Origin of the sequence: Sphingomonas sp. PL20 (assembly GCF_017875905.1) — a bacterium.
GTDB classification, from domain to species: domain Bacteria; phylum Pseudomonadota; class Alphaproteobacteria; order Sphingomonadales; family Sphingomonadaceae; genus Sphingomonas; species Sphingomonas echinoides.
In genome coordinates, this window is the sequence record NZ_JAGINH010000002.1 from 1,337,501 (window position 1) to 1,360,776 (window position 23,276).

The window sequence follows — 23,276 nt, forward strand, 5'->3', positions numbered from 1 at the left end:
TTCGGGCTGTCCCAGCATTGTCATTGGTGGTGCGGACTCTCAAGCGTGAGGTAAGGGCAATTCGTGGATGCCTTGGCGCATACAGGCGATGAAGGACGTGGCACGCTGCGATAAGCTGCGGTGAGGTGTGAGCAACCTTTGACCCGCAGATTTCCGAATGGGGAAACCCACCTATCCCGTTTAACTTCGTATCGAGGCAACTCGGTACGACGCTAAATGGGGCTAGGTATCACATAGCTGAATACATAGGCTTCGTGAAGCGAACCCGGCGAACTGAAACATCTCAGTAGCTGGAGGAAAAGACATCAACCGAGATTCCGTTAGTAGTGGCGAGCGAACGCGGACCAGGCCAGTGCCTGAATTTCAACTAGCAGAAGCCTTTGGAAAGAGGTGCCATAGCGGGTGACAGCCCCGTATGCGAAAGTGAGAATTCAGGACTTGAGTAGGGCGGGACACGTGTAATCCTGTCTGAACATAGGGGGACCACCCTCTAAGCCTAAATACTCGTATGCGACCGATAGTGAACTAGTACCGTGAGGGAAAGGTGAAAAGCACCCCGATGAGGGGAGTGAAACAGTACCTGAAACGGATTGCCTACAAGCAGTTGGAGGGTCCTTGAGGCCTGACAGCGTACCTCTTGCATAATGGGTCTGTGACTTAATGTATCAAGCAAGCTTAAGCCGTTAGGTGTAGGCGCAGCGAAAGCGAGTCTGAATAGGGCGCCAGAGTTTGATGTATTAGACCCGAAACCCGGCGATCTAGGCATGACCAGGATGAAGGTGCGGTAACACGCACTGGAGGTCCGAACCGATTAACGTTGAAAAGTTACCGGATGAGTTGTGTTTAGGGGTGAAAGGCCAATCAAGCCGGGAAATAGCTGGTTCTCCGCGAAAACTATTGAGGTAGTGCCTCGAGCGAATACCGTAGGGGGTAGAGCACTGGATGGATGCGGGGGTCGCGAGACCTACCAACTCTAACCAAACTCCGAATACCTACGAGTACTACTCGGGAGACAGACGGCGGGTGCTAAGGTCCGTCGTCAAAAGGGAAACAGCCCTGACCTACAGCTAAGGTCCCCAAGTCATCACTAAGTGGGAAAGCATGTGGAACTTCCAAAACAACCAGGAGGTTGGCTTAGAAGCAGCCATCCTTTAAAGAAAGCGTAACAGCTCACTGGTCTAAATAAGAGGTTCTGCGGCGAAGATGTAACGGGGCTAAAGTGATGCACCGAAGCTTAGGGTGTGGCGTAAGCCACGCGGTAGCGGAGCGTTCCGTAAGCCTGTGAAGCGATCTGGTAATGGGTCGTGGAGGTATCGGAAGTGCGAATGCAGACATGAGTAGCGATAAAAAGGGTGAGATGCCCTTTCGCCGAAAGACCAAGGGTTCCTGCGCAAGGCTAATCCGCGCAGGGTGAGCCGGCCCCTAAGACGAGCCCGAAGGGGGTAGTCGATGGGAACCACGTTAATATTCGTGGGCCTGGTGGTGTGTGACGGATCTCGTGTGTTGTTCTCCCTTATTGGATTGGGAGGGCTTCGAAGAGGTTCCAGGAAATAGCCCCACCGTATAGACCGTACCCGAAACCGACACAGGTGGTCAGGTAGAGTATACCAAGGCGCTTGAGAGAAGTGTCCTGAAGGAACTCGGCAAATTGCCTCCGTACCTTCGGAAGAAGGAGGCCCTCATCGTGCGCAAGCATTTTGAGGGGGCACAGGCCAGGGGGTAGCGACTGTTTAGCAAAAACACAGGGCTCTGCTAAGTCGGCTTCAAGACGACGTATAGGGCCTGACGCCTGCCCGGTGCCTGAAGGTTAAGTGGAGGGGTGCAAGCTCTGAAATGAAGCCCAGGTAAACGGCGGCCGTAACTATAACGGTCCTAAGGTAGCGAAATTCCTTGTCGGGTAAGTTCCGACCTGCACGAATGGCGTAACGACTTCCCCACTGTCTCCAGGACATGCTCAGCGAAATTGAATTCCCCGTGAAGATGCGGGGTTCCCGCGGTTAGACGGAAAGACCCCGTGCACCTTTACTGCAGCTTCAGAGTGGCATTAGGAAAGAACTGTGTAGCATAGGTGGGAGGCTTTGAAGCGTTGGCGCCAGCTGACGTGGAGCCATAGGTGAAATACCACCCTGTTGTTTTCTGATGTCTAACCTCGATCCATGAAACTGGATCAGGGACCCTCTGTGGCGGGTAGTTTGACTGGGGCGGTCGCCTCCTAAAGAGTAACGGAGGCGCGCAATGGTGGGCTCAGGACGGTTGGAAACCGTCTGTTAGAGTGCAATGGCATAAGCCCGCCTGACTGCGAGACTGACAAGTCGAGCAGAGACGAAAGTCGGTCATAGTGATCCGGTGGTCCCTCGTGGAAGGGCCATCGCTCAACGGATAAAAGGTACGCCGGGGATAACAGGCTGATAACCCCCAAGAGCTCATATCGACGGGGTTGTTTGGCACCTCGATGTCGGCTCATCACATCCTGGGGCTGGAGCAGGTCCCAAGGGTTTGGCTGTTCGCCAATTAAAGTGGTACGTGAGCTGGGTTCAGAACGTCGCGAGACAGTTTGGTCCCTATCTGCCGTGGGCGTCGAAATTTGAGAGGAGTTGACCCTAGTACGAGAGGACCGGGTTGAACATACCTCTGGTGTACCTGTCGTTCTGCCAAGAGCGCAGCAGGGTAGCTATGTATGGACGGGATAACCGCTGAAAGCATCTAAGCGGGAAGCCTCCCTCGAGATAAGATTTCATAGAGCCGTCAGAGACCATGACGTTGATAGATCGGATGTAGAAGCGCGGTAACGCGTGGAGCTAACCGATACTAATTGCTCTATTCGCGCTTGAGAGTCCCACCATCAATGACAATCCTGGGTAAACCAGCATGTCGCAGATGGCGGATGATCAATTGCAACGCCTGATTGAACAAACACCATCATCACACAGGTAAAGCGTGCACCGATTTTAAGATCATAGAACCCCTTTGCTGTTCACCGGCTCCATTGCTTGGTGGCTATAGCGTCAGTGCCCCACCCGATCCCATCCCGAACTCGGCCGTGAAACCTGACTGCGCCGATGGTACTATCACTTAAGTGATGGAAGAGTAGGTCGTCGCCAGGCATTGAAGCCGGTGAGCAGCGTAGCGGTCCCCTGATCCACAAGAACCCATTCACATGTCACCTACCCTTTCGTTCCGCGACCCTGCGGAACTGGCGCGGGGTGGAGCAGCCCGGTAGCTCGTCAGGCTCATAACCTGAAGGTCACAGGTTCAAATCCTGTCCCCGCAACCAAACCCACATACACCAAACCGTCTCAGGTCCGCCCGAGGCGGTTTTCTGTGCCCTTTTTTTGGGGTTGGCGCTCGAGTCGCGAGTGACGTGCCCTCCGTCTTTCATCGAATTGAACTCACCCGTGAACTCGTCGCAGAACTGTGCAAAGAGCGCTGGGTCTATGAGATGAGTGTGCAGGCTTGTGAGCACGCGCTGCTCGAGCACATCGCGGCGAATGTTCACACGATTGGCGCACGTTCCCTTGTTCCGCGCCGTCGAGCAGCCGAGCATATCGGCCGAGATCATCGCATAGCCGCCGCAATACCCGCACCGGGTCAAACCCGACAGCAGGTAGCGTGCGCGCCGCCGCTCATCGATCCGCGGCTTGCCGCCTTGACCGTGCTCGAAAGGCGCGATGCGCTGGGTGTGCTGGCGCTTCTTCGCTGCCACTCACAACGTGTCATCGACTAGGGCTGCGGTTCCGCCGGGGTCGCTTGCTTATCTTGCCTTCTCCTTGCGGCCAGTATGGTCGCTCAAAAGATCGGCAATCCACTTATCCCCTGCTGGTCAAGTTCCTCGAGCCACCTCTGTCACGGCTTGCCGCCTTCGAAGGACCGCTCAGCGCAGGTGTGGACCATGGCCCGTGAACAGCGTCAGCGTCTTGCCGCCGACCCAGACCTGGCCCTGCTCATCCTGCGTCACGGTAATGCGACCGGTCCGGTCCAGGCGCGTTCCCTGGGTGGCGATGTACCTGCCGTGCGCGCGGCCCGTCGCGAACAGCCATTGCCCGACCGAGGCATTGAGGCTGCCGGTCACCGGATCCTCGGACAGCCCACCACCGGGCACGCTGTGGATCGCGCGGAGCTCGAAGGCCGCGTCAGCGCCGCTAGGGTGCGGCCCGACGATGCCGATATTGATGTGGCGATGGTGGGAATGCGTGGGTTCGACGGCGAGTACCGCCGCCGCGGAATCGAGCAGGATGGCGATCCAGCCCGGCCCATTATCAGCCCATGCCGCATCAATGATCGCGGCGCGATCGATGCGCAGCACCGCGGCGACCTCCGCGAGTTCGTGCTCGCTTGGGGGACCGCTGCGGATCAGCGGCGGTGCGGCAAAGGCGAGACCGGCGCCATCCTGTCGCACGGTGACCAGACCCGCCCCGCACTCCTGCACGACGCTGCCGCTGCGCTTCGGCGTGCCACCGGCTTCGAGCCACGCATGGCATGTCCCAAGCGTCGGATGTCCGGCGAACGGTAATTCGTGGCTTCGCGAGAAGATGCGCACGCGGTAATCGGCATGGGGATGCGTCGGCGCGAGCAGGAACGTGGTCTCTGCCAGATTGAGCCAGCGGGTGATGCGCTGCATCTCTTCGGTGGACAAAGGCTCGGCCTGCGCGATGACCGCGAGCGGATTGCCGGTGAACGGATCGGTGCCGAACACGTCGACCAGGGTAAAGGGATGGCTCATGGCAAGACCTCGCGGTTGGTATGACGATGATAGAGCTGCCGCAGCAGCGGATTTTCAGCCTGGGCCAGCGCCCCTGCCATGGCATCGCGCCAGCAGGCCGAACGGCGTTCGGCTTCGATCGCGTCGCGCACGCTGAATTCCGATGCACCACACACCGCAAGGGCGGCGGCATCCAGCCGTTTGAAAACGCGCCGCGCCGCGCCCGGCGTTGCCGGGTTTAGATCGACCGAGCGGACTGTCACCGCGTAGCGGTCTGGGGCGAGTTGAATATCTTGCCCCACGCACGGTGTGGCGAACAGCGCACACGCTGTGGCGGAGAGCGCATAGGGTCGTGTCTTCATCTTTACCTCTTGGGGGAGGGGATGCGCGCTCCGGGCTGGCCATCACAGGAACAGATAGATACGATTGTGAAAAACCGTACTGATAAGGTGAGCATTACAGTGGCGACCATCGATCTTGAACGCACGCGGACCGGACAGGTCGTGCAATTGATCCGCGATCGCATCGACCGGCGCGTGCTCCCGCCCGGCGCACGGCTGCCGTCGGTGCGCGCGATGGCAGAGAGCACCGGCTTTTCGAAGTCGACGGTGGTCGAGGCCTATGATCGGCTCGCGGCGGACGGGGCGATCCGGTCGCGGCCTGGCTCGGGATTCTATGTCGCGGCACCGCTCTCGCCGCTGTCGCTCGACCGGATCGGCGCGAAGAGCGAGCGTGAAGTTGATCCCTTGTGGATGCTGCGCCAATCGCTCAACGAACGCCCGGATGCGGTCCGGCCCGGCTGCGGCTGGTTGCCCGACAGTTGGATGGCGAGCGATTCGATCCGCAAGGCGCTGCGCAGTGCTGCGCGCGGCCAAGGCGATGGGGCGCTGACCGGTTATGCGTCGCTGCTCGGCTCGCCGCCGCTGCGCCTGTTGCTCGCGCGGCGGTTGGAGGAACAAGGCGTCTCGGTCTCGCCCGACCAGATTCTGTTGACCGAAAGCAGCACGCAGGCGCTCGACCTGATCGCGCGCTTCCTGATCGAGCCGGGCGACACCGTGCTGGTCGACGATCCGTGCTACTTCAATTTCCTGGCGCTGCTGCGCGCGCATCGCGCCCGCGTGGTCGGCATTCCGATGACGCCGCACGGCCCCGATATGGCGGCCTTTGCCGCTGCCGTCGCCGAGCATCGTCCGCGCTTCTATCTGACCAATTCGGCGGTGCATAATCCGACCGGCGCCACGCTGACCGCCACGACCGTGCATCGGCTGCTCAAGATCGCCGAGGCGCACGATCTGGTGATCGTCGAGGACGATGTGTTTGGCGATTTCGAGCATGCGCCGTCCCCGCGTCTTGCAGCGTTCGACGGGCTCGATCGAGTGATCCGCATCGGGAGCTTTTCCAAATCGATCAGCGCGGCGATCCGGTGCGGGCATATTGCGGCCCGGCCCGACTGGATCGACGCGCTGGGCGACCTGCGCATCGCCACCTCGATGTCGGGCAATCCGCTCTCGGCGCAGATCCTGCACAGTGTGCTGACCGATGGCAGCTATCGTCGGCAGATCGAAGCGATGCGCGCGCGGATTGCGCGCGCCACCGTGCGGACGTTGCGGCGGTTGCGCGACGCGGGGCTGGAACCGTGGATCGAACCGACCGCCGGCTTGTTCGTGTGGGCGCGCTTGCCCGGTGGCCTGGATGCGGCGGCGCTGGCGCGCACCGCGCTGTCCGACAATATCGTGCTCGCGCCGGGCAATGTGTTCAGCACCAGCGGCATGTGGGGCGATTATGTGCGCTTCAACGTGGTGACCAGCGATGACGACCGCCTGAGCGCGTTTCTCGCCACTGCCTGCCAGGCGCGCGCCGAAGGGTTATGACACTTTGGGGCGGTACGTGCGGCTGCGCGCATCGATCGCCGCTTGCCAGACGCGCAGCACATTGCCGCTCCACAGCGCGGCGATCTGCGGCGGGGTGTAGCCGCGCTTGCGCAGCTCGGCGGTGACGCCGCCGGTCTCGCCGACATGGGACCAGCCGACCACGCCGCCGCCATGGTTGAAATCGGACGAGATGGCGACATGCGCGATGCCGATCCGCTTGACCGCATAGTCGATCGCATCGACCAGTTCGGCGACCGTCGCGCGTTGCTCGGGCGGCGCAGCACCGTCGGCAGCGGCGGGGGCGGCGTTATGGAGATAATGGCTGAAAGCGTTGATCGCGATCACGCCGCCTTTGGCCTTGAGCGCGTCGAGTTGCGCGTCTGAGAGGTTGCGGCCGTTGGGCACGATCGCGCGGATATCGGAATGGCTTGCGATCACTGGCGCGCGACTGAGCGCCAGGACTTGGTCGAACGCCGCGTCCGACAATTGCGATACGTCGATCAGCACGCCGAGATCGTTGAGCCGCGCTACCGCTTTTTTGCCGAGCGGGGTAAGCCCGCCATTCTCGTCCGGCCGATCGCCGCGTTTGAGCGCGGGGCGTGAGGAATCGGCCCATTGATTGTTGCCGGCGTGGACGAAGCCGACGATGCGCACGCCGCGTCCATACCAATGGTCGAGCGCATCGACGTTGTCGCCCAGCGGCCAGGTGTTGAGCAAGCTTTCGACCACCGAAAAGCGATGCGTCGCGGCATTGTGCAGCACGTCGGCGGGCGACAAAGCGCGCGCGGCAATGGTCGGGTTCTGTTCGTAAATCGCGTGGATCGCGGCATCGCGGGCAACGATCTCGCTCTGGGCGCGGGCGAAGGACGCGGCGTCGCGCGTGCCCTGGGGCACGAACAGGGCGATCGCCGCCGCGGAAAGGCCGCCGCCGCGTGCGCGATCGAGGTCGAAAAGCGAACTTGGGTCGCTCTTGCCGGTCCATCCCGGCGTCAGCGCGTCGCTCGGCAGATCGAGGTGCGGGTCGAAGGTGATCTGCGCGGACAGCGGCGTGGCGATCAGGCTTGCGGTCACGGCAAGCAGGATATGGCGCATGGTCATGCAGAACTGTCCTTTCGGGATGGATGCCCGGCATTCGGCCGTCCGCCAGCATCGGGCGCTATTTCCCATTAATCGAGTATGGATTACTTCAGGCGTCAAAAGATAATCCATACTCGACGAGTAGGATATGCGCGTCCTAGGCCCATGACAGGGTTGGGGGGCAGCGGAGTTCGCACCAAGTGCTGATCGTTCGAGAGCGTATTACATCGGAACGCCGCCCTGCGCTTGCGATCGTGGGACTGGTGCTATGGTTGCTGAGCGCGGCCGTCCTCATCGGCGTGCTTCTTGTGGAAACCGCATCTGCGGCGGACAAGCCGACCCGCAGCATCCAGACGGTGATGGACTCGGTCGTCGATCCCTCGGCCGACGCGCTGTGGGCCGCGGTCGGCACGGTCGAAACGCAGCGCGGCGAAGTGCGCCGTGCCCCGCGCTCGGCTGTCGACTGGAGCAAACTCCAGGCGCATGCGCAGAGGCTGATCGCCGGCGCGCGCCAATTGCAGCAACCCGGCCTCGCGGTCGGCGGCGATGGGCATAGCGCGCTCGCCGACGCGTCGGTGCCAGGGACCCGCACGGCGGCGCAGATCCGCGCCGATATCGATCGCGACCCCGCCCGGTTTCACCGCGCGGCGCAGCGGCTGGGGCTTGGTGCCCAGCAGGCTTTGGCCGCGATTACCGCGCGCAGTCCGGATCGTTTGATCGCGGCTGGCGCTGCGATCGATGCGGCCTGTGAGGCCTGTCATGCCGCGTATTGGTATCCGCGCGGCAAGCCGCTGGCCTTGCCGCCGGTCGATCGCTTCGCCGCGACCGCGCATCGCCCCTAAACCCATTTTTCCCGGAGGCTTCCATGATCCTGTCGAAGACACGCTTCTCTCTCGCCACGGCGCTGCTGCTCGCAGCGGTGCCGGTGAGCGCACACCATTCCTTCTCGGCGGAGTTTGACGGTGCCAAGCCGGTGCGCCTGACCGGCAAGATCACCAAGATCGAGTGGACCAATCCGCATTCCTATTTCTATCTCGAAGTGAAGGGCCGCAACGGCGTGGTGTCGACCTGGGCCTGTGAGGGCGGCGGGCCTGGCGCGCTGTCGCGGCGCGGGTGGAAGAAGGGTGATGTCAAGATCGGCGATACGCTGGTCGTTGACGGCTATCTCGCCAAGGACGGGTCGCACACGATCGACGCGCGGCGCGTGCTGCTGCCGAGCGGGCGCTCGATTTATGGCGGCACGCCGGGAGATGGCGGCCCCGGCGACGGCGATCCGCGCAACGGCTGAAGCGATGCCCTTTGTTATCGCGTTTTGCCAATGGCTCAACGATCTCCCCTTTTCGCAAGCGTTGAGCGAGTCCGACTGGGCGTTCCCGATCGTCGAGAGCGTGCATGTACTCGCGCTCACGCTGATGGTCGGGACGGTCGCCTTGGTCGATTTGCGGCTGCTCGGTGTCGCCTTCACGCGCATACGCGTCTCGGACGTCACCGGGCAGTTGTTGCCGCTGACCTGGATCGGTTTTGCCGTCATGGCGGCAAGCGGGCTCGCACTGTTCGCATCGGAAGCGGTGCGGCTCGCCGGCAATGCGGCGTTTCAGGTGAAGCTGGTGCTGCTGGTGCTGGCGGGGCTCAACCCGCTGATCTTCCATGTCGCGATCTACCGCCATGTCGCTACGTGGGAGGACGCGCCGGTGATCCCCTTGCGCGCGAAAATCTCGGCCCTTGCGTCCCTGGTCTTGTGGGCCGGGATCATCGTGTGCGGTCGCATGATCGCCTACTTCCATTGAGCGGGGCAGCGCGATGATTCACGGTCTTTTCCAGTGGCTCGGCCAGACCGGCCTGGGCGTGTTCATGCGCGAATCGACCTGGGCGTTTGCGATCGTCGAGACGATCCATCTGCTCGGGCTCGCGGTGCTGGGTGGTGTCGTGCTGGTGGTCAACCTCACGGCTGGCCGTGTTCTGTTTCGCCGCAACGATGGTGCGGCGATCATCGCCGCCGCGCGCCCGGCCTGGCTGGCATCGCTCGCGGTGATGCTGCTGTCGGGGGGCTTGCTCGTCGCGTCCAAGCCGATCCGCTATTATCTCGACGGGACGTTCCGTACGAAAATCGCGCTGCTGGCGCTCGCCATCGTCGCGTCGTTCCTCGTCCAGCATATCGCGACGCAGCCGCGCCAATCGCCCGCGCTGATCCGCACGCTCGCCGTCCTGGCCCTGCTGCTGTGGCTCGGCGTCGGTGTCTGCGGCCGCATCATCGGCTTTCTCTAATTGCGTTGTCTTACAGGGGGTAATCCATGAACCGTATCGTTCGCAGCCTGCCGTATCTGGCGCTGCTCGCCAGTCTCGCCTCGCCGTTGCTCGCGCAGGATGCCAGGCGCAGCGCGCCGTCGCCTGAAGTCGAAGGGGACGGCGCATCGTTGCGCGGCGAGGAACCGACTGGGGCACCGCAGCCGACGCCGCGCGATGCAGCGGGCCATCCCGACCTGACCGGTTATTGGAAACCGGTCCGCGAACCGGGCAAGCCCGGCGGCAATATCGGCAAGGACTTGCCCGGCTTCAAACTGCCGCTGACCGCAGCCGGACAGGCGGCGTTGCAGCACAACCTGACCAAGACGATCGATCCCGAGGCGCTGTGCATCCTTGGCGGCATCCCGCGCCACGATGCGAGCGGCCTGCCATTCGAGATCCTGCAGACGCCCAAGCGCCTTGCCTTCCTCTATCTCTATTCGACGCATCGTTTCATTCCGACCGACGGGCGCACCCACGACCCCGATCCTGAGCCACGCTTCTTCGGCAATCCGGTGGGCACGTGGCAAGGCGACACGCTCGTCATCGATTCGATCGGCTTCAAGGACGAGAAGATCTGGATCGACGAAAACGCCAATCCGGCCAGCGGTGAGATGCACGCGGTCGAAAAATGGACCCGGCCCGACCTGCACCATATCCACCTCGAACTGCTCGTCGATGACAAGAAATATTACACGCGCCCCTTCACCTTCAGCCGCACCTGGGTGCTCGGCAAGCCGGGCGAGGGGCTGACCGAATATTCGTGCGCCGAGAACAATGTCGATGCGGCGCATATCGGGCCGGGGCCGGGGGCGATCGGTGCGGATGGTAATCGCGGCGCAGATATCCCAAAACAGTTGCCGGATAACCCGCCGCCACCGGAATTTTACGAGGATCACAAAAAATGACCATCGCTCGACGCTGGCTGGACGGGACGATCGCAGGGCTCGCCCTGACATTGCTGGCGACCAGCGCGCTCGCTGCCCCGAAGCACGCCGCGTCGGCCAAAGACACCGCGCGGGCGGTGCATGAGAAACTGGTCGTGCTCGACACGCATTTCGACACGCCCGCCAATCTCGGCCGTCCCGGGTGGAGCATCATGGATCGCCACAGCGCCCGCGTGGACGGCGACCAGGTCGATTATCCGCGGATGGTGGAAGGCGGGGTCGATGGCGGCTTTTTCGCGATCTACACCCCCTCGGGGCCCGCCACCCCCGAGGGCGACCGCGCGGCGCGCGACTTCGGCATCACCCGCGCGGTGCAGATCCGCGAGATGGTGGCCAAGCATGCCGACGTGTTCACGCTCGCGCTGACCGCCGACGATGCGCTCAGCGCCGTCGCGCACGGCAAGCGCTTCGTCTTTCTCAGCATGGAGAATGGCTACCCGTTCGAGGGCGACCTTTCGCTGATGAAGACCTTTCGCGCGCTCGGCGTGACGATGATGGGGATCACCCATTTCAAGAACAATGCGCTCGGCGACAGCGCGACCGATACGCCGAAATGGCACGGCCTGTCCCCGCTCGGCCGCGAGGCGGTCGCCGAGGCAAACCGGCTGGGGGTGGTGATCGACTGTTCGCACGCGTCGGACGAGGTGCTGCGCCAGACCGTCGCGCTGTCAAAGGCACCGATCATCCTGTCGCATTCGGGGATGCGCGCGGTGCATGATCATCCGCGCAACGTTTCCGATGCCGATGCCCTGCTCGTCGCGTCGAAGGGCGGTGTGATCCAGATCAACGCCTACAGCGGCTATATGGTTGCGGCTCCCGCCCCCAACCCGGCACGCGAGGCAGCAACCAAGGAGCTCATGTCCGGCTATATGCGGATGGACGCGATGACCGGTGCCGAAAAGCGCGCGCTCGTCGCCAAACGCAAGGCGATCGAGGCGCAATTCCCCGCACCGCGCGCGAATTTCGATATGTTCATGGCGCATTTGCTGCACGCGATCAAACTCGTCGGGATCGACCATGTCGGCATCAGTGGCGATTTCGACGGTGGCGGCGGGGTCGATGGCCTGGACGACGTTACCGCTTATCCCAAGGTGACGGCGGCCTTGCTCAAGGCGGGATACTCGCCGGCTGACATCGGCAAGGTGTGGGGCGGCAATGCGCTGCGCGTGCTGCGCGAAGCGCAAGCGCTGGGCGATGCGAACACTGTGCCGAAGGTGCCGTTTACGCGCTAGATCGCCGTAGGCGGGGCCGACATCAGGTCCACTGGGCCAGCCAGTCGGCGAGCGCTTGTGGGGTCATGTGGCGTGCGTCGCGCAGGGCCAGCGTGTGTCCCGCATTGATCAGCTTTCCGCTCTTGGGATCGACCACCAGCACAGCGGGCGCGCCCTTATCATAATGCGCGCCGAAGCGATCGGCGATGTCGAGATTCTTGTCGTAATGCCCGATATCGACCTCGACGGTGACGAAGTGGCGTTCGAGGAACGGCTTCAGTTCGGGCAAAGCGAAGATGCCCGCCAATACCCGGCAATCCGGGCACCAATTGCCCCCCATGTCGATCAGCACGCGCTTATGTTCGCGTTTGGCACGCTTGATGGCGGCGGCGACCTCGGCGTGCGCGTCGGCCTTCTCGTCATAGGGCAGCGGTAGCGGCTTGGCCAAGGCGTCGATCGAGTCGACCGCAACGCGCGGTGCCGGCGACGACGCTAACGCCCCGCCAGCGGTGGCAAAGGTCGCCAGGGCGATGAGTGCGAGGTTTTTCATCGGGTGCTCCAATCGATTGATTTTCTGGGGAATGGGGACGCTTATTCGCCGGAGGCGCGCGGGCGGATGACCGGCACGGCCGCTTCGACCACACTGTCGGGCGGAACGTCGCTGCGCAGCCACACATTGCCCGCGATCCGTGCGCCTGCGCCGACCGTAATCGGGCCGAGCAAAACGGCTCCTGCAAAAATGACGACATCATCGGCGATCGCAGGATGACGGCGAGTCTTGCTTCGCGTTCCGCCGGCATAGGCACCGCCTGCCAGCAAGGGCTCGCCCCCCAGCGTTACGCCTTGGTAGAGCCGCACGCGGTTGCCGATCGTCGCGGTTTCGCCGATCACGATCCCGGTGCCGTGATCGATGAAGAAGCTGTGGCCGATCTGTGCGCCCGGATGGATGTCGATCCCGGTATCGGCATGAGCAATTTCGGCGATCACGCGCGCGACAAGCGGCGCGCCGAGCTCATACAGCCGATGCGCGATCCGGTAATGGATGATCGCCGACAGCGACGGATAGGATAACAGGACCTCGTCGACGCTGCGCGCGGCGGGATCGTTGGCATAGCCCGCTTCGACATCGGCATCGAGCGCACGCCGTATGTCGGGCAGGCTCGCTGCAAACGCACCGATAATTCGGTCGATCTCGACCGCCTCCGCCGCGCTGTCGATGCCGGGCTGCGCGACGCGCAACCCGATCGCGATTTGTGCCGCCAGTTGCGACACGGTCGATTCGAGCGTGGCCTCGACCCACGCATTTTCGTTGGCGGCCGTGAGTTCAGGCGGACCGAGCCGGAGCGGGAAGAGCGCAGTGCCGAGTTCTCTGAGGATTCGCCGAAGCGCCTGCTGCGACGGGAATTGGATGCCGCGCTCGGCATGGCGCGCATGGCTGGCACGCCAGTCGAGCCGCGCTTTTCTCAGCCCCTCGACGACGATGCCCAACTCGCGTGGAAAGTCGATCGTTGTGGAGGGCGTTGGTTCGGCCATTTCAGCTCCTGCTGGGTGAGCACCGCTGGTCATATGGAGCCAGCGATCGTCTGCGTCAGAAATGGTCACGCCGAGCGCCCATTCTGATCGGGCTCAATCGGGGGCTGCCCATTGCCATGTCCTCGGGTCTGTGCGGCGATCCGTTCGGCCAGCACAGCGCGACTGCAATCACTGCGAATGTCGCCGGTGAGGATCGACAGCAAATGCTGGCCCTGTTCCCAGCTACCAAGACGAGAGGCGGCGTTGATATGGCCGAGATCGCCGACATCGACGAGCAGCGCCCCCCACAGATCGGCCATCGCTTTCGCCCGTTCGAACGTCGCATAATGGTCGCTACGGCTGGCCACCAGCAAAGCGGGGAAGGGGAGCGGGGTCGTCGGCGTCGGCTGGAAGCGCGCAAGCCGGGGGGCCACTTCGGGCAGGTCAACGTCCGGCGGCGCGACCAGCAGTGCGCCTTTTACGCGCCCGACACCCGCCGGGCCGACCAGATTGGCCCACCAGGCGACGGCGTGGCAGCCGAGGCTATGCGCCACCAAAACGACATCCCCGCGCGCTTCATGGACGGCTTGATCGACGCGGCTGATCCACACGTTGCGGATCGGATCGTCCCAGCAACCGAGCTCGACGCGGCGACAATCCTGGCGTTCGCGTTCCCACAGGCTTTGCCAATGATCGGGGCCTGAATTCCAAAGGCCGGGAATAGTGAGGACGAGCGGGCGGGGCTGGTCAGACATGGGTCAAGCCTCGCGATGTGGCGAAAATGGCGATTCGGACGGCTGCGCGGCATCCGCCAATCGGCTTCCGCGCGCGACCATCCGTCCTGAGCCCGCAACTCGAAGCTTTCGCACGCCAGTTCCTTTCCGCCGAATGCACACTTCGATACCCTATTTGAACAATGGGAATTTGGAAGAAAAGGTGTCACGGCGCAAAATCTGCCTTGCCCGGACTGGCTCCAGACGCCGGGAGCTGAGGGTCTGACTCTGCCGTTTCTTCCATAACAATATATAAAATAGTCATTTTGTGAGGCGCTGTAGCGATATGGCGCAGGGGCAAGGCATGGCCGCATGGCGCATAGAGTGAAGAAAACTTTTGCGCGTTGAAAGGCAGGACGCGCTTGTCGCAGGCTTTTTCCCTATCATTCTAGTAGGAGATAAGGGGGCCGACATGAAGGCATGGGTACGACAAGGATTTCACTCGAGCGCGGCGCTTGCCGCTTTGGTGGCGGGGCTTTCGCGGGCGGACGCGCAGGTTGTGGCGGTCGCGGCGAACACAACGGTGGAGTCGCCCGCGCCAGGTGCGGAGGCACCGGAGCAAGACACTTCGCAAGACATTCTGATCACCGCGCGGCGGCGGAGCGAGCGGCTGCAGGACGTGCCGGCCGCGATCACCGCAGTATCGGGCGACACGCTGCAAACACAGCATCTCGACCGGATCGCCGATTATGCCGCCAAGCTGCCCAATTTCGCCGCAGTCCAGCAGAATACGCGCGTTTCCGGCCTCTATGTGCGCGGGCTTGGCGGCAACGCCAACAATGATGGCGCGGAGGGCGGGGTTGGCCTGATCGTCGACAATGTGTTCTTCACCCATGTCGGTTTCAGCTGGCTCGATTTCGTCGATCTCGACCATATCGAACTGGTGCGCGGGCCGCAGGGCACGCTGCTCGGCAAGAACACCACGATCGGCGCGCTGATCGTCACCACCAAGCGACCGAGCTTTACGCCTGAGCTGAACCTGGAGGCGGGTTACGCCAATTACGGGCGCTACCAGATCCGCGCCAATGCGACGGGGCCGGTGATTGGCGATACGCTGGCCTATCGCCTGACCTATTATCGCGATGCGTCGAATGGCTGGGCGCGCAACGCCTATGACGGGCAGAAATATCTCGATGTCGATCGCTGGGCGGTGCGCGGGCAGTTGCTGTTCAACAGCGGGCCGGTGACCAGCCGCCTGATCGCCGAACATTATGAGACCAGCGAGTTCAACAATTATTATCCGAACTTCGCCGACGCCAAGACCTTTGCCAATGGCGCTGTGCGCGCCGCCAGTTGGGACACGAAGGTGCGCGGGCTGTTCGGCTATACGCCCAACTACGATGTCGGGCGCAATGCGGATGCCAACACGCAGGAGCGCATCGACAGCCGCGTCACCGGCCTTTCCAACGAACTGACCGTCAAGCTCGGCACGCATACGCTGACGGCGGTGTCGGCGTGGCGGCGACTGTGGTTTCGCCCGAAGAACGACAGCGACGGATCGCCCTTTTCGATCCTGCGGGCGGGGTATGATGTCGATGTCGACCAATATTCGCAGGAGGTGCGGCTGGCGTCGCCGACCGGCGGCGCGCTCGACTATCAGGTCGGCGGCTATTTCCTGCGCGAGGATCTGATCAGCAACAACCGTTCGATCTTCCAGTCGGATTCGACCAAATGGTTCCTGACCGGGGCGCTGCCTGCGTCGGCGTTGCTGCCCGCGATCCTCAACGGGGTCGAATATGATCAACTCGGCAAGCTGCAAGTCACCAGCGGCGCGGCCTTCGGACAGGCGACCTGGCATGTCGATGATCGGCTCAGCCTGACGGGTGGCGTGCGCTTCACGCGCGAGACCAAGCGCGCCTCCAATACCGGGCTGAGCTTTGGAGGGGCGGCGTTGCCGGCCGCGCTTGCCCCGGCGCGGGCCGCGATCGTGTCGGCCTTTGGCGGAATCTTTCCGACCTATGCCGATAGCCGCACCACCGACAGTTGGTCGTGGCTGATCAACCCGTCCTACAAGATCAGCGACGCTGTGCTGCTTTATGCTTCGGTCAGCTATGGCGAGAAATCGGGGGCGGCCAATCTGAGCGCGACCCCCAATTTGAGCGCTACGCCGGGGCCGGGCAAACCTCTCATCATCAACCCCGAAAAATCGACCGATTATGAGATTGGGGTGAAGACCAAGCTGTTCGGTGGCCGCGCGATGCTGAACGGCAACCTCTACTGGAACGATATTCGGGACTATCAGGCCGCGCAGATCGATCTGACCCGGCCGACGCTCGGCAACTTCCTGGGCAATGCCGCCAGGGTCCGGCTGCGCGGTGTCGAGCTTGAAGGCGAAGCGAAGCTAGGCGGTGGGTTCAGCGCGTCGCTCAACGGATCGTTCAACGACGCGACCTATCGATCGTACACCAATGCTCCGGCACCGATCGAGTTTAGCAACGTCGTCTCCACGGTCGATCTGTCGGGCAAGCGGGTCATCGGCTCATCGAAATGGACGGGGCAGGCGAGCCTGAATTATGATGCGCCGATCAGCAGTCGCGTCGCGCTCAATGCCTATGTCAACCAGACCTATCGCAGCGCGACCAACCTGCTCAACCCCTACTCGGCCTATGGCAATCAGGGGGCCTATGGCCTGACCAATGGCGGGATCGGCCTGCACGGCACGGACGGGCGCTATTCGCTGCTGTTCTGGGCGCGCAACATTTTCGACAAGCGCTATGCGGTCGGGATAGGGGCGGCAAATGCGGTCAGCCCCTTCATCAAGGTGCTCGGCGACCCGCGCACCTTTGGTGTGACGCTCAAGGGCAAGTTTTGAGCATGGCCGCGCGGCAGATGAAATTGGGTGCCTTTCTCATGGGCGTGGGGCACCACCTCGCCGCGTGGTTGCATCCGGCGGTACATCCGCAGGATTTGACCGAGCTGGCGCATTATACCCGGCTCGCCCAGACGGCGGAGGCGGCGAAGTTCGATGCGCTGTTCCTGGCCGACAATGTCGCGGCCCTTGGTGAGGGGCCGCTCGCCGAGCAGATCGCGCCGGTCTATTATCTTGAACCCTTGACGCTTCTGGCGGCGCTTGCGCCGGTGACGCAGCAGATCGGCCTGGTTGCGACGGTGTCGGCGACCTATTTCCCGCCTTACCATCTCGCCCGCAAATTCGCCTCGCTCGACCAGATCAGCGGCGGGCGTGCCGGATGGAATTGCGTGACCTCCGCGTCCGATCGCGAGGCGCGCAATTTCGGGCTGGACGCGCAGCTCGACCATGCCGACCGCTATGCGCGGGCACATGAATATCTCGATGTCGTGCGCGCGCTGTGGGATAGCTGGGACGACGATGCCCTGCTGTTCGACCAAGGCGGGCGGCGCTTTTTCGATGCGGCAAAGGTGCGCCCGATCGACCATGTCGGCGCGCATTTCCGGGTCGCCGGGCCATCGCAGAGCGGACGACCGGTGCAGGGGCATCCAGTCATCGCCCAGGCTGGCTCGTCGGCGGACGGGATCAAGCTGGCAGGGGCTACCGCCGAAATCGTGTTCACCGCGCAGCAATCGCTGGACGATGCGCTGACCTTTGCCGAAGCTGTCCGCGCGGCAGCGGTCGCGGCGGGCCGCACGCGCGATGCGGTGGTGATCCTGCCCGGCATCATGCCGTTCGTCGCCGAAACGACGGAGCAGGCGCAGGCCCTGCACGACGAATTGCAGGATCTGGTCGATCCGCGCATTGGCCTTGGCCTGGTTTCGGCGCTGATGGGGTGGGACCTGTCGGGCTATCCGCTGGACGGGCCGGTGCCCGAAGCGCCCACCACCAATGGCTGGCAGAGCCGCCAGAAGCTGTTTGTCGATACGGCGCGTGCGGAAGGGCTGAGCATCCGCCAGCTTGTTGCGCGCGTGGCCAGCGCGCGCGGGCACAAGGTGGTGATCGGTACGCCCGCGCAAGTGGCCGACGAGCTGGAAGCGTGGTTCGTGGCCGGGGCGGCGGACGGCTTCAACATTCTGCCGCCGACCTTGCCCGCCGGACTCGACGCCTTTGCCCGGCTCGTCATCCCCGAGCTGCAGCGGCGCGGACTGTTCCGCACCGAATATGAAGGCAGCACGCTGCGCGAGCATCTTGGACTTGAGCGCCCGCCTGCACGGCTGGCCGCGTGACCCATTTCAAACGAGGAGACTTGCCATGACCACGTCTGCCAATGCCTATCTCAACGCACCCGACCCCGACGGTATTCTTGATGTCCATCCGGTCGGTGGCCGGATCGGCGCGGAGGTGCGCGGCCTGCGACTGAGCGCCGACCTCGACGACACCACGCTGGCAGCGGTGCGTGCGGCGCTGGTGCGCCACAAGGTGCTGTTCTTTCGCGGGCAAGACCATCTCGACGATGCGGGCCATGAGGCGTTTGGCAAGCGCTTCGGCAAGCCGGTCGCGCATCCGACGGTGCCGAGCCGGGGCGGCGAATTCCTGTTTGAACTCGATTCCCAGCTCGGTGGCCGCGCCAACCAATGGCATGCCGACGTGACCTTCGTTGATGGCTATCCCTTCGCTTCGATCCTGCGCGCGGTGACGATCCCGGCAGCGGGCGGCGACACGGTGTGGGCGAACACGGCGGCGGCCTATCAAAACCTGCCCGAGGAATTGCGCCTGCTCGCCGACCGGCTGCGCGCGATCCACAGCAATGCCTATGACTATGCCGCCCAGCGGCCCGAGGCGACCGAGCGCGAAATCAACCTGCACAAGCACATTTTCGCCTCGACCGTTTACGAGGTCGAACATCCCGTGGTGCGCGTGCATCCCGAAAGCGGCGAGCGCAATTTGCTGCTCGGTGGGTTCGTCAAGCGCATCCTGGGCGTGTCGGCGACCGAATCGCAGCGGATTTACGACATCCTGCAAAGCTATGTGACGCGGCTGGAAAACACCGTGCGCTGGCGCTGGAGCGAGGGCGATGTGGTGATCTGGGACAATCGCGCGACGCAGCATTATGCGATCGACGATTATGGCGACCAGCACCGCGTGGTGCGCCGCGTCACACTGGATGGCGAAATTCCACGCGGGGTCGATGGGCGTGAGAGCCGGCAGATCCTGCCCGAACCCGCGCCCCTGCTGGAAGCGGCGGAATGATCCGTCGTCAGATCCTGAGCCTGATCGGCGGCAGTGCCGCAACGCTTGCGTTGGGACTGGCGCTGGCGGGCTGTGGCGGTGGCACGAAGCACGACGCATCGCATAAGGGCGTCGTCTTCGCCACGCAGAAGGGCGGCGTTCCGTTTCTTGCCCAGGCGCGCGGCGAGTTTGAGAAGCGGCTCAAGGCGCGCGGGATCGGCCCGGTCAAATGGGTCGAATTCCCCTCCGGCCCGCCGATGATCGAGGCGATCCGCGCGGGCGCGGTCGACATCGGCATCGTTGGGGATACGCCGGTGGTTTATGCGCAGGCGGCAGGGACCGATCTCTATTATGTCGCCGCGCAAAGCCTGCCCGGCCTGGTTGGCAGCGGGCTGGTGGTGCCCAAGGGATCGCCGGTCAAAACCTTTGCCGATCTGAAGGGCAAAAAGGTCGCTTATACCAAGGGTTCGGCCTCGGAATATGCGATCGCCTCGGCGCTCGGTCGGATCGGGTTGACGCTGGCGGACATCGTGTCGGTCAACCTGACCCCCGGCGACGCGCAGACGGCGCTGGCCAATGGCTCGATCGATGCGTGGCTGACCTGGGACCCTTATTTCACGCTGGCGCTTGCCCGTAGCAGCGCCCGCGAGATTGCCCTGCCGCCGAGCGACCTGCGCACGGTTGCATTCTATGTCGCCTCCGGCACGTTTACGCGCGATCGGACCGATGTGTTGAAAGCGACGCTCGACGAATTGCGCACCGAAGCGGCGTGGGGCAACGCGCATCGCGACTTCTATCGCGAGACCTTTGCCAAAGCGACGCGCCTGCCACTGCCGGTGCTCGACGGGATGCTGGCCCGCTATAAGGGCGTGCTGTTCGCGGTGGACCCGATCACGCCCGCCGATATCGCGACGCAGCAACGTGTGGCCGACTATCTTCTGGCGGCCAAGGTCATTCCGCACAAAGTCGATGCCGCAAAGGCGGCGTGGACCGGTTGGACACCCGTGAAATGAGCAGGGTTCGGCGCTGGACTCTGGCGAACAGCGCCGTCACCCCGGTGATCGTGCCGGCGGGGTTGCTGCTTGCCTGGCAACTTGCCTCAAGCCTTGGGGTGCTGCCGTCCAACATCCTGCCCGCGCCCACGGCGGTGGTGGTGGCGGCGGGGGAATTGATCGCCAACGGGCAACTCGTCGCCAATCTCGCGGTCAGCACGGCGCGTGCGCTGACCGGGCTGGTGGCGGGCGGCGCGATCAGTTTCCTGCTCGGGCTGCTGTGCGGCGTATCGCCGACCGCGCGGCGGCTGCTCGACCCGACCTTGCAGATGGTGCGCACCATCCCGCATCTGGCGTTGTTGCCGCTGGTCATTCTGTGGTTCGGCATTGGCGAACAGGCCAAGGTACTGCTGGTCGCCTGGGGCATCTTCTTTCCGATCTACCTCAACACCTATCACGGTGTCGTTTCGACCGACCCGCAGTTGATCGAGATGGGGCGGATTTATGGGATGAGCCGCTGGGATCTGTTCCGCCGGGTGATCTTTCCGGGGGCCTTGCCGTCGATCCTGGTCGGTTTGCGCTTCGGCCTTGGCATCATGTGGCTGACGCTGATCGTCGCCGAGACGATCGCCGCCAATTCGGGCATTGGCTATATGGCGATGCAGGCGCGCGAGTTCAGCCAGACCGATATCATTGTGCTGTCGATCTTTGTTTATGCCGCGCTCGGCAAGCTGGCCGATAGTCTGACCCGCTTGCTTGAACGTCGCCTGCTGCGTTGGAACCCCGCTTATGCCTCGGCTTGATCGATGAACGCGCCCCTGCTTCGCGTCGTCCCCGCCACCGTCAGGCCGCGCACCGGTGCGCCGGTGGTGGTGCGCGGCCTGACGGTCGAATTCGGGGAGAACCGGGTGCTCGACCGGCTCGATCTCGATCTGGCGGCGGGCGAGTTCATCTCGATTGTCGGGCGATCCGGGTGCGGCAAAAGCACCTTGCTGCGCGCGATCCTCGGGCTGTTGAAGCCGAGCGCTGGCGGGATTGAGACCGATGTCGCCGCCGCGCGCGTGGTTTTTCAGGAGCCGCGTCTGCTCCCCTGGGCAAGCGTGCGCGACAATGTCGCGGTCGGCGCGCGTGGCATTGCCGATGGTGCCGATCAGGCCGAGCGCGACCGGTTGATCGATGCGCGGCTGGCGGAGGTGGGGCTGGCCGACAAGGCCAATGCCTGGCCCGCCACTCTGTCAGGTGGCCAGCGGCAGCGCGTGTCGCTGGCGCGCGCGCTGATCAGCCGACCGCGCCTGTTGGTGCTCGATGAGCCGCTCGGCGCGCTTGATGCGCTGACGCGGATCGAGATGCAGGGACTGTTGGAGCGCGTCTGGACGAGCGAGCGCTTTTCCGCGCTGCTGGTGACGCATGACGTGGCCGAAGCGGTGGCGCTGGGCGACCGGGTGATCGTGCTGGAAGGGGGGCGCATCGCGCTCGACATCCGCATCGACGTGCCGCGTCCGCGCCGACACGGTGATGCCGAGCTGGCGCGGGTGGAAGGGCTGATCCTGGATCGTCTGCTGGGGCGGTAGCGGGGCCTGCCGGTTACGTCACGCGCCCGGCGGCAGTCTGGCCTGCAATCGGTGCCCATAGCGGGCGAACCGGCGGCAGCGTCTCGACCGGGCGGTTGGGCAGGTTGAGCTTGGGGAAGAGCAGTTCGGCGACGCGGTAGGCTTCCTCGATATGCGGGTAGCCCGAGCCGATCACCGTATCGATCCCGATATCGGCATAGTCTTGCAAGCGCTCGGCGATGCTGGCGGGGCTGCCGACCAAAGCGGTGCCCGCGCCCGTGCGGATCGGCCCGATCCCCGCCCACAAATTGGGGGCTAGTTCGAGATTGTCGCGCCTGCCCTTGTACAACGCCTGCATCCGCGCCTGGCCGACCGAATCCGACCCCTTGCTCAGCAACGCCTGGAACTGTTCGATCTGGGTGTCGGAGACATGCCCGATAAGATCATGCGCGTTCCGCCCGCTGGAGCCGCGAACCGTACAACTCACCCTGTCGATCGGTATCTGATGTCACAGATCGGTCGGCCTACGGAGGCCTTTGAGCCAAGTTAAATGTCTAAAAATACGTGATTTAATTTAACGCCTATCAAATCAGTAGGATTTAAAAGATTTTCTATCCGGCATTGCGATGAAGCGTCCTGTAGCCTGCTCGCAGGAGCATCGGTGAGCCCGGACCTCGGCAGGGACCGAAGCACGTGTTTGTCTGACTGGAGGCGATTTGGGTGGCGGGGATGGAACAGAGTCTTTCAAGGGTGGGCCAAGGTTTTCGCCGGATGCGCGCATGGTCGCCTCGGGTCGGATTGGTTTTTCTGGCGCTGTCCGGGGCGGCAATCGTCCAGGCCCAAAACGCGCCGTCCAATGGCACCGGCGAGACGGTGACGTGGACGCTTGATCCTGTTGCAGCGCCCGGCAAAGGCAGTCGCGCGATTTTGAATGTGCGCGGCGTGATCCGCGAGGGGTGGCATGTCTATGCGTTGAAGCAGTCCGCCACCGGACCCACGCCGCTTGTGGTCTCGGTCGAGCAGAACGCGGTGGCAACGGTCGCTGGCCCCGTCGTCGGCAGCACGCCCATTGTCGCGCATGATCCGGCCTTTGGTTTCGTGACGCCCTATTACGCCCGCAATTTCAGTGTGACGGTGCCAGTGCGGTTGCGCTCGCCCCTGACGCCGGGGCGGCAGGTCGTTCCACTGAGCATCCGCTACCAATCCTGCGATGGCCGGATCTGCCTGCCGCCCAAAACGGTCCATCTGACCGTGCCGATCACCATTTCGGCGAAGGCCTGA

At 63.4% G+C, this 23,276-nt stretch carries 22 protein-coding genes, 1 tRNA gene and 2 rRNA genes; 17 read left to right on the forward strand and 8 right to left on the reverse strand.

Annotation, left to right across the window (positions count from 1 at the left end; genetic code table 11):
• Positions 1 to 40: 40 nt before the first annotated feature.
• The 3 genes from H4W01_RS06350 to H4W01_RS06360 all read left to right on the forward strand — a co-directional run bounded on the left by H4W01_RS06350 (position 41) and on the right by H4W01_RS06360 (position 3,274).
• A 23S ribosomal RNA gene (locus H4W01_RS06350) occupies positions 41 to 2,832 on the forward strand.
• 157 nt (positions 2,833 to 2,989) lie between these two features.
• A 5S ribosomal RNA gene (rrf, locus tag H4W01_RS06355) occupies positions 2,990 to 3,104 on the forward strand.
• Positions 3,105 to 3,197: 93 nt separating this feature from the next.
• A tRNA-Met gene (locus H4W01_RS06360) sits at positions 3,198 to 3,274 on the forward strand.
• On the opposite strand, the gene H4W01_RS06365 is transcribed toward H4W01_RS06360, so the two are convergent.
• The 3 genes from H4W01_RS06365 to H4W01_RS06375 form a co-directional block, all read right to left on the reverse strand.
• Positions 3,245 to 3,703, reverse strand: a complete 459-nt coding sequence (locus H4W01_RS06365; RefSeq protein WP_209610346.1) for a zinc ribbon domain-containing protein — start codon at positions 3,701 to 3,703, stop codon at positions 3,245 to 3,247. The two genes, H4W01_RS06360 and H4W01_RS06365, sit on opposite strands and share 30 nt — an antisense overlap.
• 168 nt (positions 3,704 to 3,871) lie before the next feature.
• Positions 3,872 to 4,720, reverse strand: coding sequence for a PhzF family phenazine biosynthesis protein (locus H4W01_RS06370; protein ID WP_209610347.1), 849 nt, complete (start codon positions 4,718 to 4,720; stop codon positions 3,872 to 3,874).
• Positions 4,717 to 5,061: a UrcA family protein gene (locus H4W01_RS06375; RefSeq protein WP_209610348.1), complete on the reverse strand. Its 345-nt coding sequence runs from the start codon at positions 5,059 to 5,061 to the stop codon at positions 4,717 to 4,719. Before H4W01_RS06375 ends, H4W01_RS06370 begins: the two co-directional genes overlap by 4 nt.
• 99 nt (positions 5,062 to 5,160) lie before the next feature.
• On the opposite strand from H4W01_RS06375, the gene H4W01_RS06380 reads away from it, so the two are divergent.
• Positions 5,161 to 6,570 carry an aminotransferase-like domain-containing protein gene (locus H4W01_RS06380; protein ID WP_334685176.1) on the forward strand — a complete coding sequence of 470 codons (1,410 nt, stop codon included), beginning with the start codon at positions 5,161 to 5,163 and terminating at the stop codon, positions 6,568 to 6,570.
• Here the strand turns inward: H4W01_RS06380 and H4W01_RS06385 are convergent.
• Positions 6,565 to 7,668 (reverse strand): dipeptidase, encoded by a 1,104-nt coding sequence (locus H4W01_RS06385; RefSeq protein ID WP_209610350.1) that lies wholly within the window; start codon positions 7,666 to 7,668, stop codon positions 6,565 to 6,567. The two genes, H4W01_RS06380 and H4W01_RS06385, sit on opposite strands and share 6 nt — an antisense overlap.
• A 179-nt stretch (positions 7,669 to 7,847) precedes the next feature.
• Between H4W01_RS06385 and H4W01_RS06390 the strand changes: the two genes are divergently transcribed.
• From H4W01_RS06390 to H4W01_RS06415, 6 genes are read left to right on the forward strand one after another with little or no spacing between them, the layout of a single operon-like run.
• The gene (locus tag H4W01_RS06390) at positions 7,848 to 8,489 is read left to right on the forward strand and encodes a hypothetical protein (RefSeq protein ID WP_209610351.1); all 642 of its coding nucleotides are present in this window, start codon (positions 7,848 to 7,850) and stop codon (positions 8,487 to 8,489) included.
• 23 nt (positions 8,490 to 8,512) lie between these two features.
• Complete coding sequence (locus H4W01_RS06395) at positions 8,513 to 8,935, forward strand: DUF6152 family protein (RefSeq protein ID WP_209610352.1); 423 nt, start codon at positions 8,513 to 8,515, stop codon at positions 8,933 to 8,935.
• Entirely contained in the window at positions 8,880 to 9,434 is a 555-nt protein-coding gene (locus tag H4W01_RS06400; RefSeq protein WP_209610353.1) for a DUF6644 family protein, read from the forward strand. Before H4W01_RS06395 ends, H4W01_RS06400 begins: the two co-directional genes overlap by 56 nt.
• Positions 9,435 to 9,447: 13 nt before the next feature.
• Entirely contained in the window at positions 9,448 to 9,912 is a 465-nt protein-coding gene (locus H4W01_RS06405) for a DUF6644 family protein (RefSeq protein WP_209610354.1), read from the forward strand.
• Between the two features lie 26 nt (positions 9,913 to 9,938).
• A complete protein-coding gene (locus H4W01_RS06410; protein ID WP_209610355.1) occupies positions 9,939 to 10,838 on the forward strand; it encodes a hypothetical protein in 900 nt (299 codons plus the stop codon).
• A complete protein-coding gene (locus tag H4W01_RS06415) occupies positions 10,835 to 12,109 on the forward strand; it encodes a dipeptidase (RefSeq protein WP_209610356.1) in 1,275 nt (424 codons plus the stop codon). Before H4W01_RS06410 ends, H4W01_RS06415 begins: the two co-directional genes overlap by 4 nt.
• A gap of 22 nt (positions 12,110 to 12,131) precedes the next feature.
• Here the strand turns inward: H4W01_RS06415 and H4W01_RS06420 are convergent, their stop codons facing one another.
• From H4W01_RS06420 to H4W01_RS06430, 3 genes are all read right to left on the reverse strand, one after another.
• Positions 12,132 to 12,638: a thioredoxin family protein gene (locus H4W01_RS06420; RefSeq protein ID WP_209610357.1), complete on the reverse strand. Its 507-nt coding sequence runs from the start codon at positions 12,636 to 12,638 to the stop codon at positions 12,132 to 12,134.
• Between the two features lie 41 nt (positions 12,639 to 12,679).
• Positions 12,680 to 13,621, reverse strand: coding sequence for a serine O-acetyltransferase EpsC (gene epsC / locus H4W01_RS06425; protein WP_209610358.1), 942 nt, complete (start codon positions 13,619 to 13,621; stop codon positions 12,680 to 12,682).
• 65 nt (positions 13,622 to 13,686) lie between these two features.
• The gene (locus tag H4W01_RS06430) at positions 13,687 to 14,355 is read right to left on the reverse strand and encodes an RBBP9/YdeN family alpha/beta hydrolase (RefSeq protein ID WP_209610359.1); all 669 of its coding nucleotides are present in this window, start codon (positions 14,353 to 14,355) and stop codon (positions 13,687 to 13,689) included.
• A 430-nt stretch (positions 14,356 to 14,785) separates the two neighbouring features.
• Between H4W01_RS06430 and H4W01_RS06435 the strand changes: the two genes are divergently transcribed.
• Genes H4W01_RS06435 through H4W01_RS06460 form a run of 6 tightly spaced genes read left to right on the forward strand, consistent with a single transcriptional unit; the run spans position 14,786 to position 22,016 of the window.
• Positions 14,786 to 17,185: a TonB-dependent receptor gene (locus H4W01_RS06435; RefSeq protein ID WP_209610360.1), complete on the forward strand. Its 2,400-nt coding sequence runs from the start codon at positions 14,786 to 14,788 to the stop codon at positions 17,183 to 17,185.
• A 2-nt stretch (positions 17,186 to 17,187) separates the two neighbouring features.
• The gene (locus H4W01_RS06440) at positions 17,188 to 18,510 is read left to right on the forward strand and encodes an LLM class flavin-dependent oxidoreductase (protein ID WP_334685414.1); all 1,323 of its coding nucleotides are present in this window, start codon (positions 17,188 to 17,190) and stop codon (positions 18,508 to 18,510) included.
• A 25-nt stretch (positions 18,511 to 18,535) separates the two neighbouring features.
• Entirely contained in the window at positions 18,536 to 19,474 is a 939-nt protein-coding gene (locus tag H4W01_RS06445) for a TauD/TfdA dioxygenase family protein (RefSeq protein ID WP_209610361.1), read from the forward strand.
• Entirely contained in the window at positions 19,471 to 20,466 is a 996-nt protein-coding gene (locus tag H4W01_RS06450) for an aliphatic sulfonate ABC transporter substrate-binding protein (RefSeq protein WP_209610362.1), read from the forward strand. The genes H4W01_RS06445 and H4W01_RS06450 overlap by 4 nt, the downstream gene beginning before the upstream one ends.
• Positions 20,463 to 21,248 (forward strand): ABC transporter permease subunit, encoded by a 786-nt coding sequence (locus tag H4W01_RS06455; protein WP_209610363.1) that lies wholly within the window; start codon positions 20,463 to 20,465, stop codon positions 21,246 to 21,248. Before H4W01_RS06450 ends, H4W01_RS06455 begins: the two co-directional genes overlap by 4 nt.
• A 3-nt stretch (positions 21,249 to 21,251) precedes the next feature.
• On the forward strand, positions 21,252 to 22,016 hold the full coding sequence (locus H4W01_RS06460; RefSeq protein ID WP_209610364.1) for an ABC transporter ATP-binding protein: 765 nt from the start codon (positions 21,252 to 21,254) through the stop codon (positions 22,014 to 22,016).
• A gap of 13 nt (positions 22,017 to 22,029) precedes the next feature.
• Here H4W01_RS06460 and H4W01_RS06465 read toward each other — a convergent pair whose 3' ends face one another.
• On the reverse strand, positions 22,030 to 22,482 hold the full coding sequence (locus H4W01_RS06465; protein ID WP_334685177.1) for a hypothetical protein: 453 nt from the start codon (positions 22,480 to 22,482) through the stop codon (positions 22,030 to 22,032).
• A 284-nt stretch (positions 22,483 to 22,766) separates the two neighbouring features.
• Between H4W01_RS06465 and H4W01_RS06470 the strand changes: the two genes are divergently transcribed.
• Complete coding sequence (locus H4W01_RS06470; protein WP_209610365.1) at positions 22,767 to 23,276, forward strand: protein-disulfide reductase DsbD domain-containing protein; 510 nt, start codon at positions 22,767 to 22,769, stop codon at positions 23,274 to 23,276.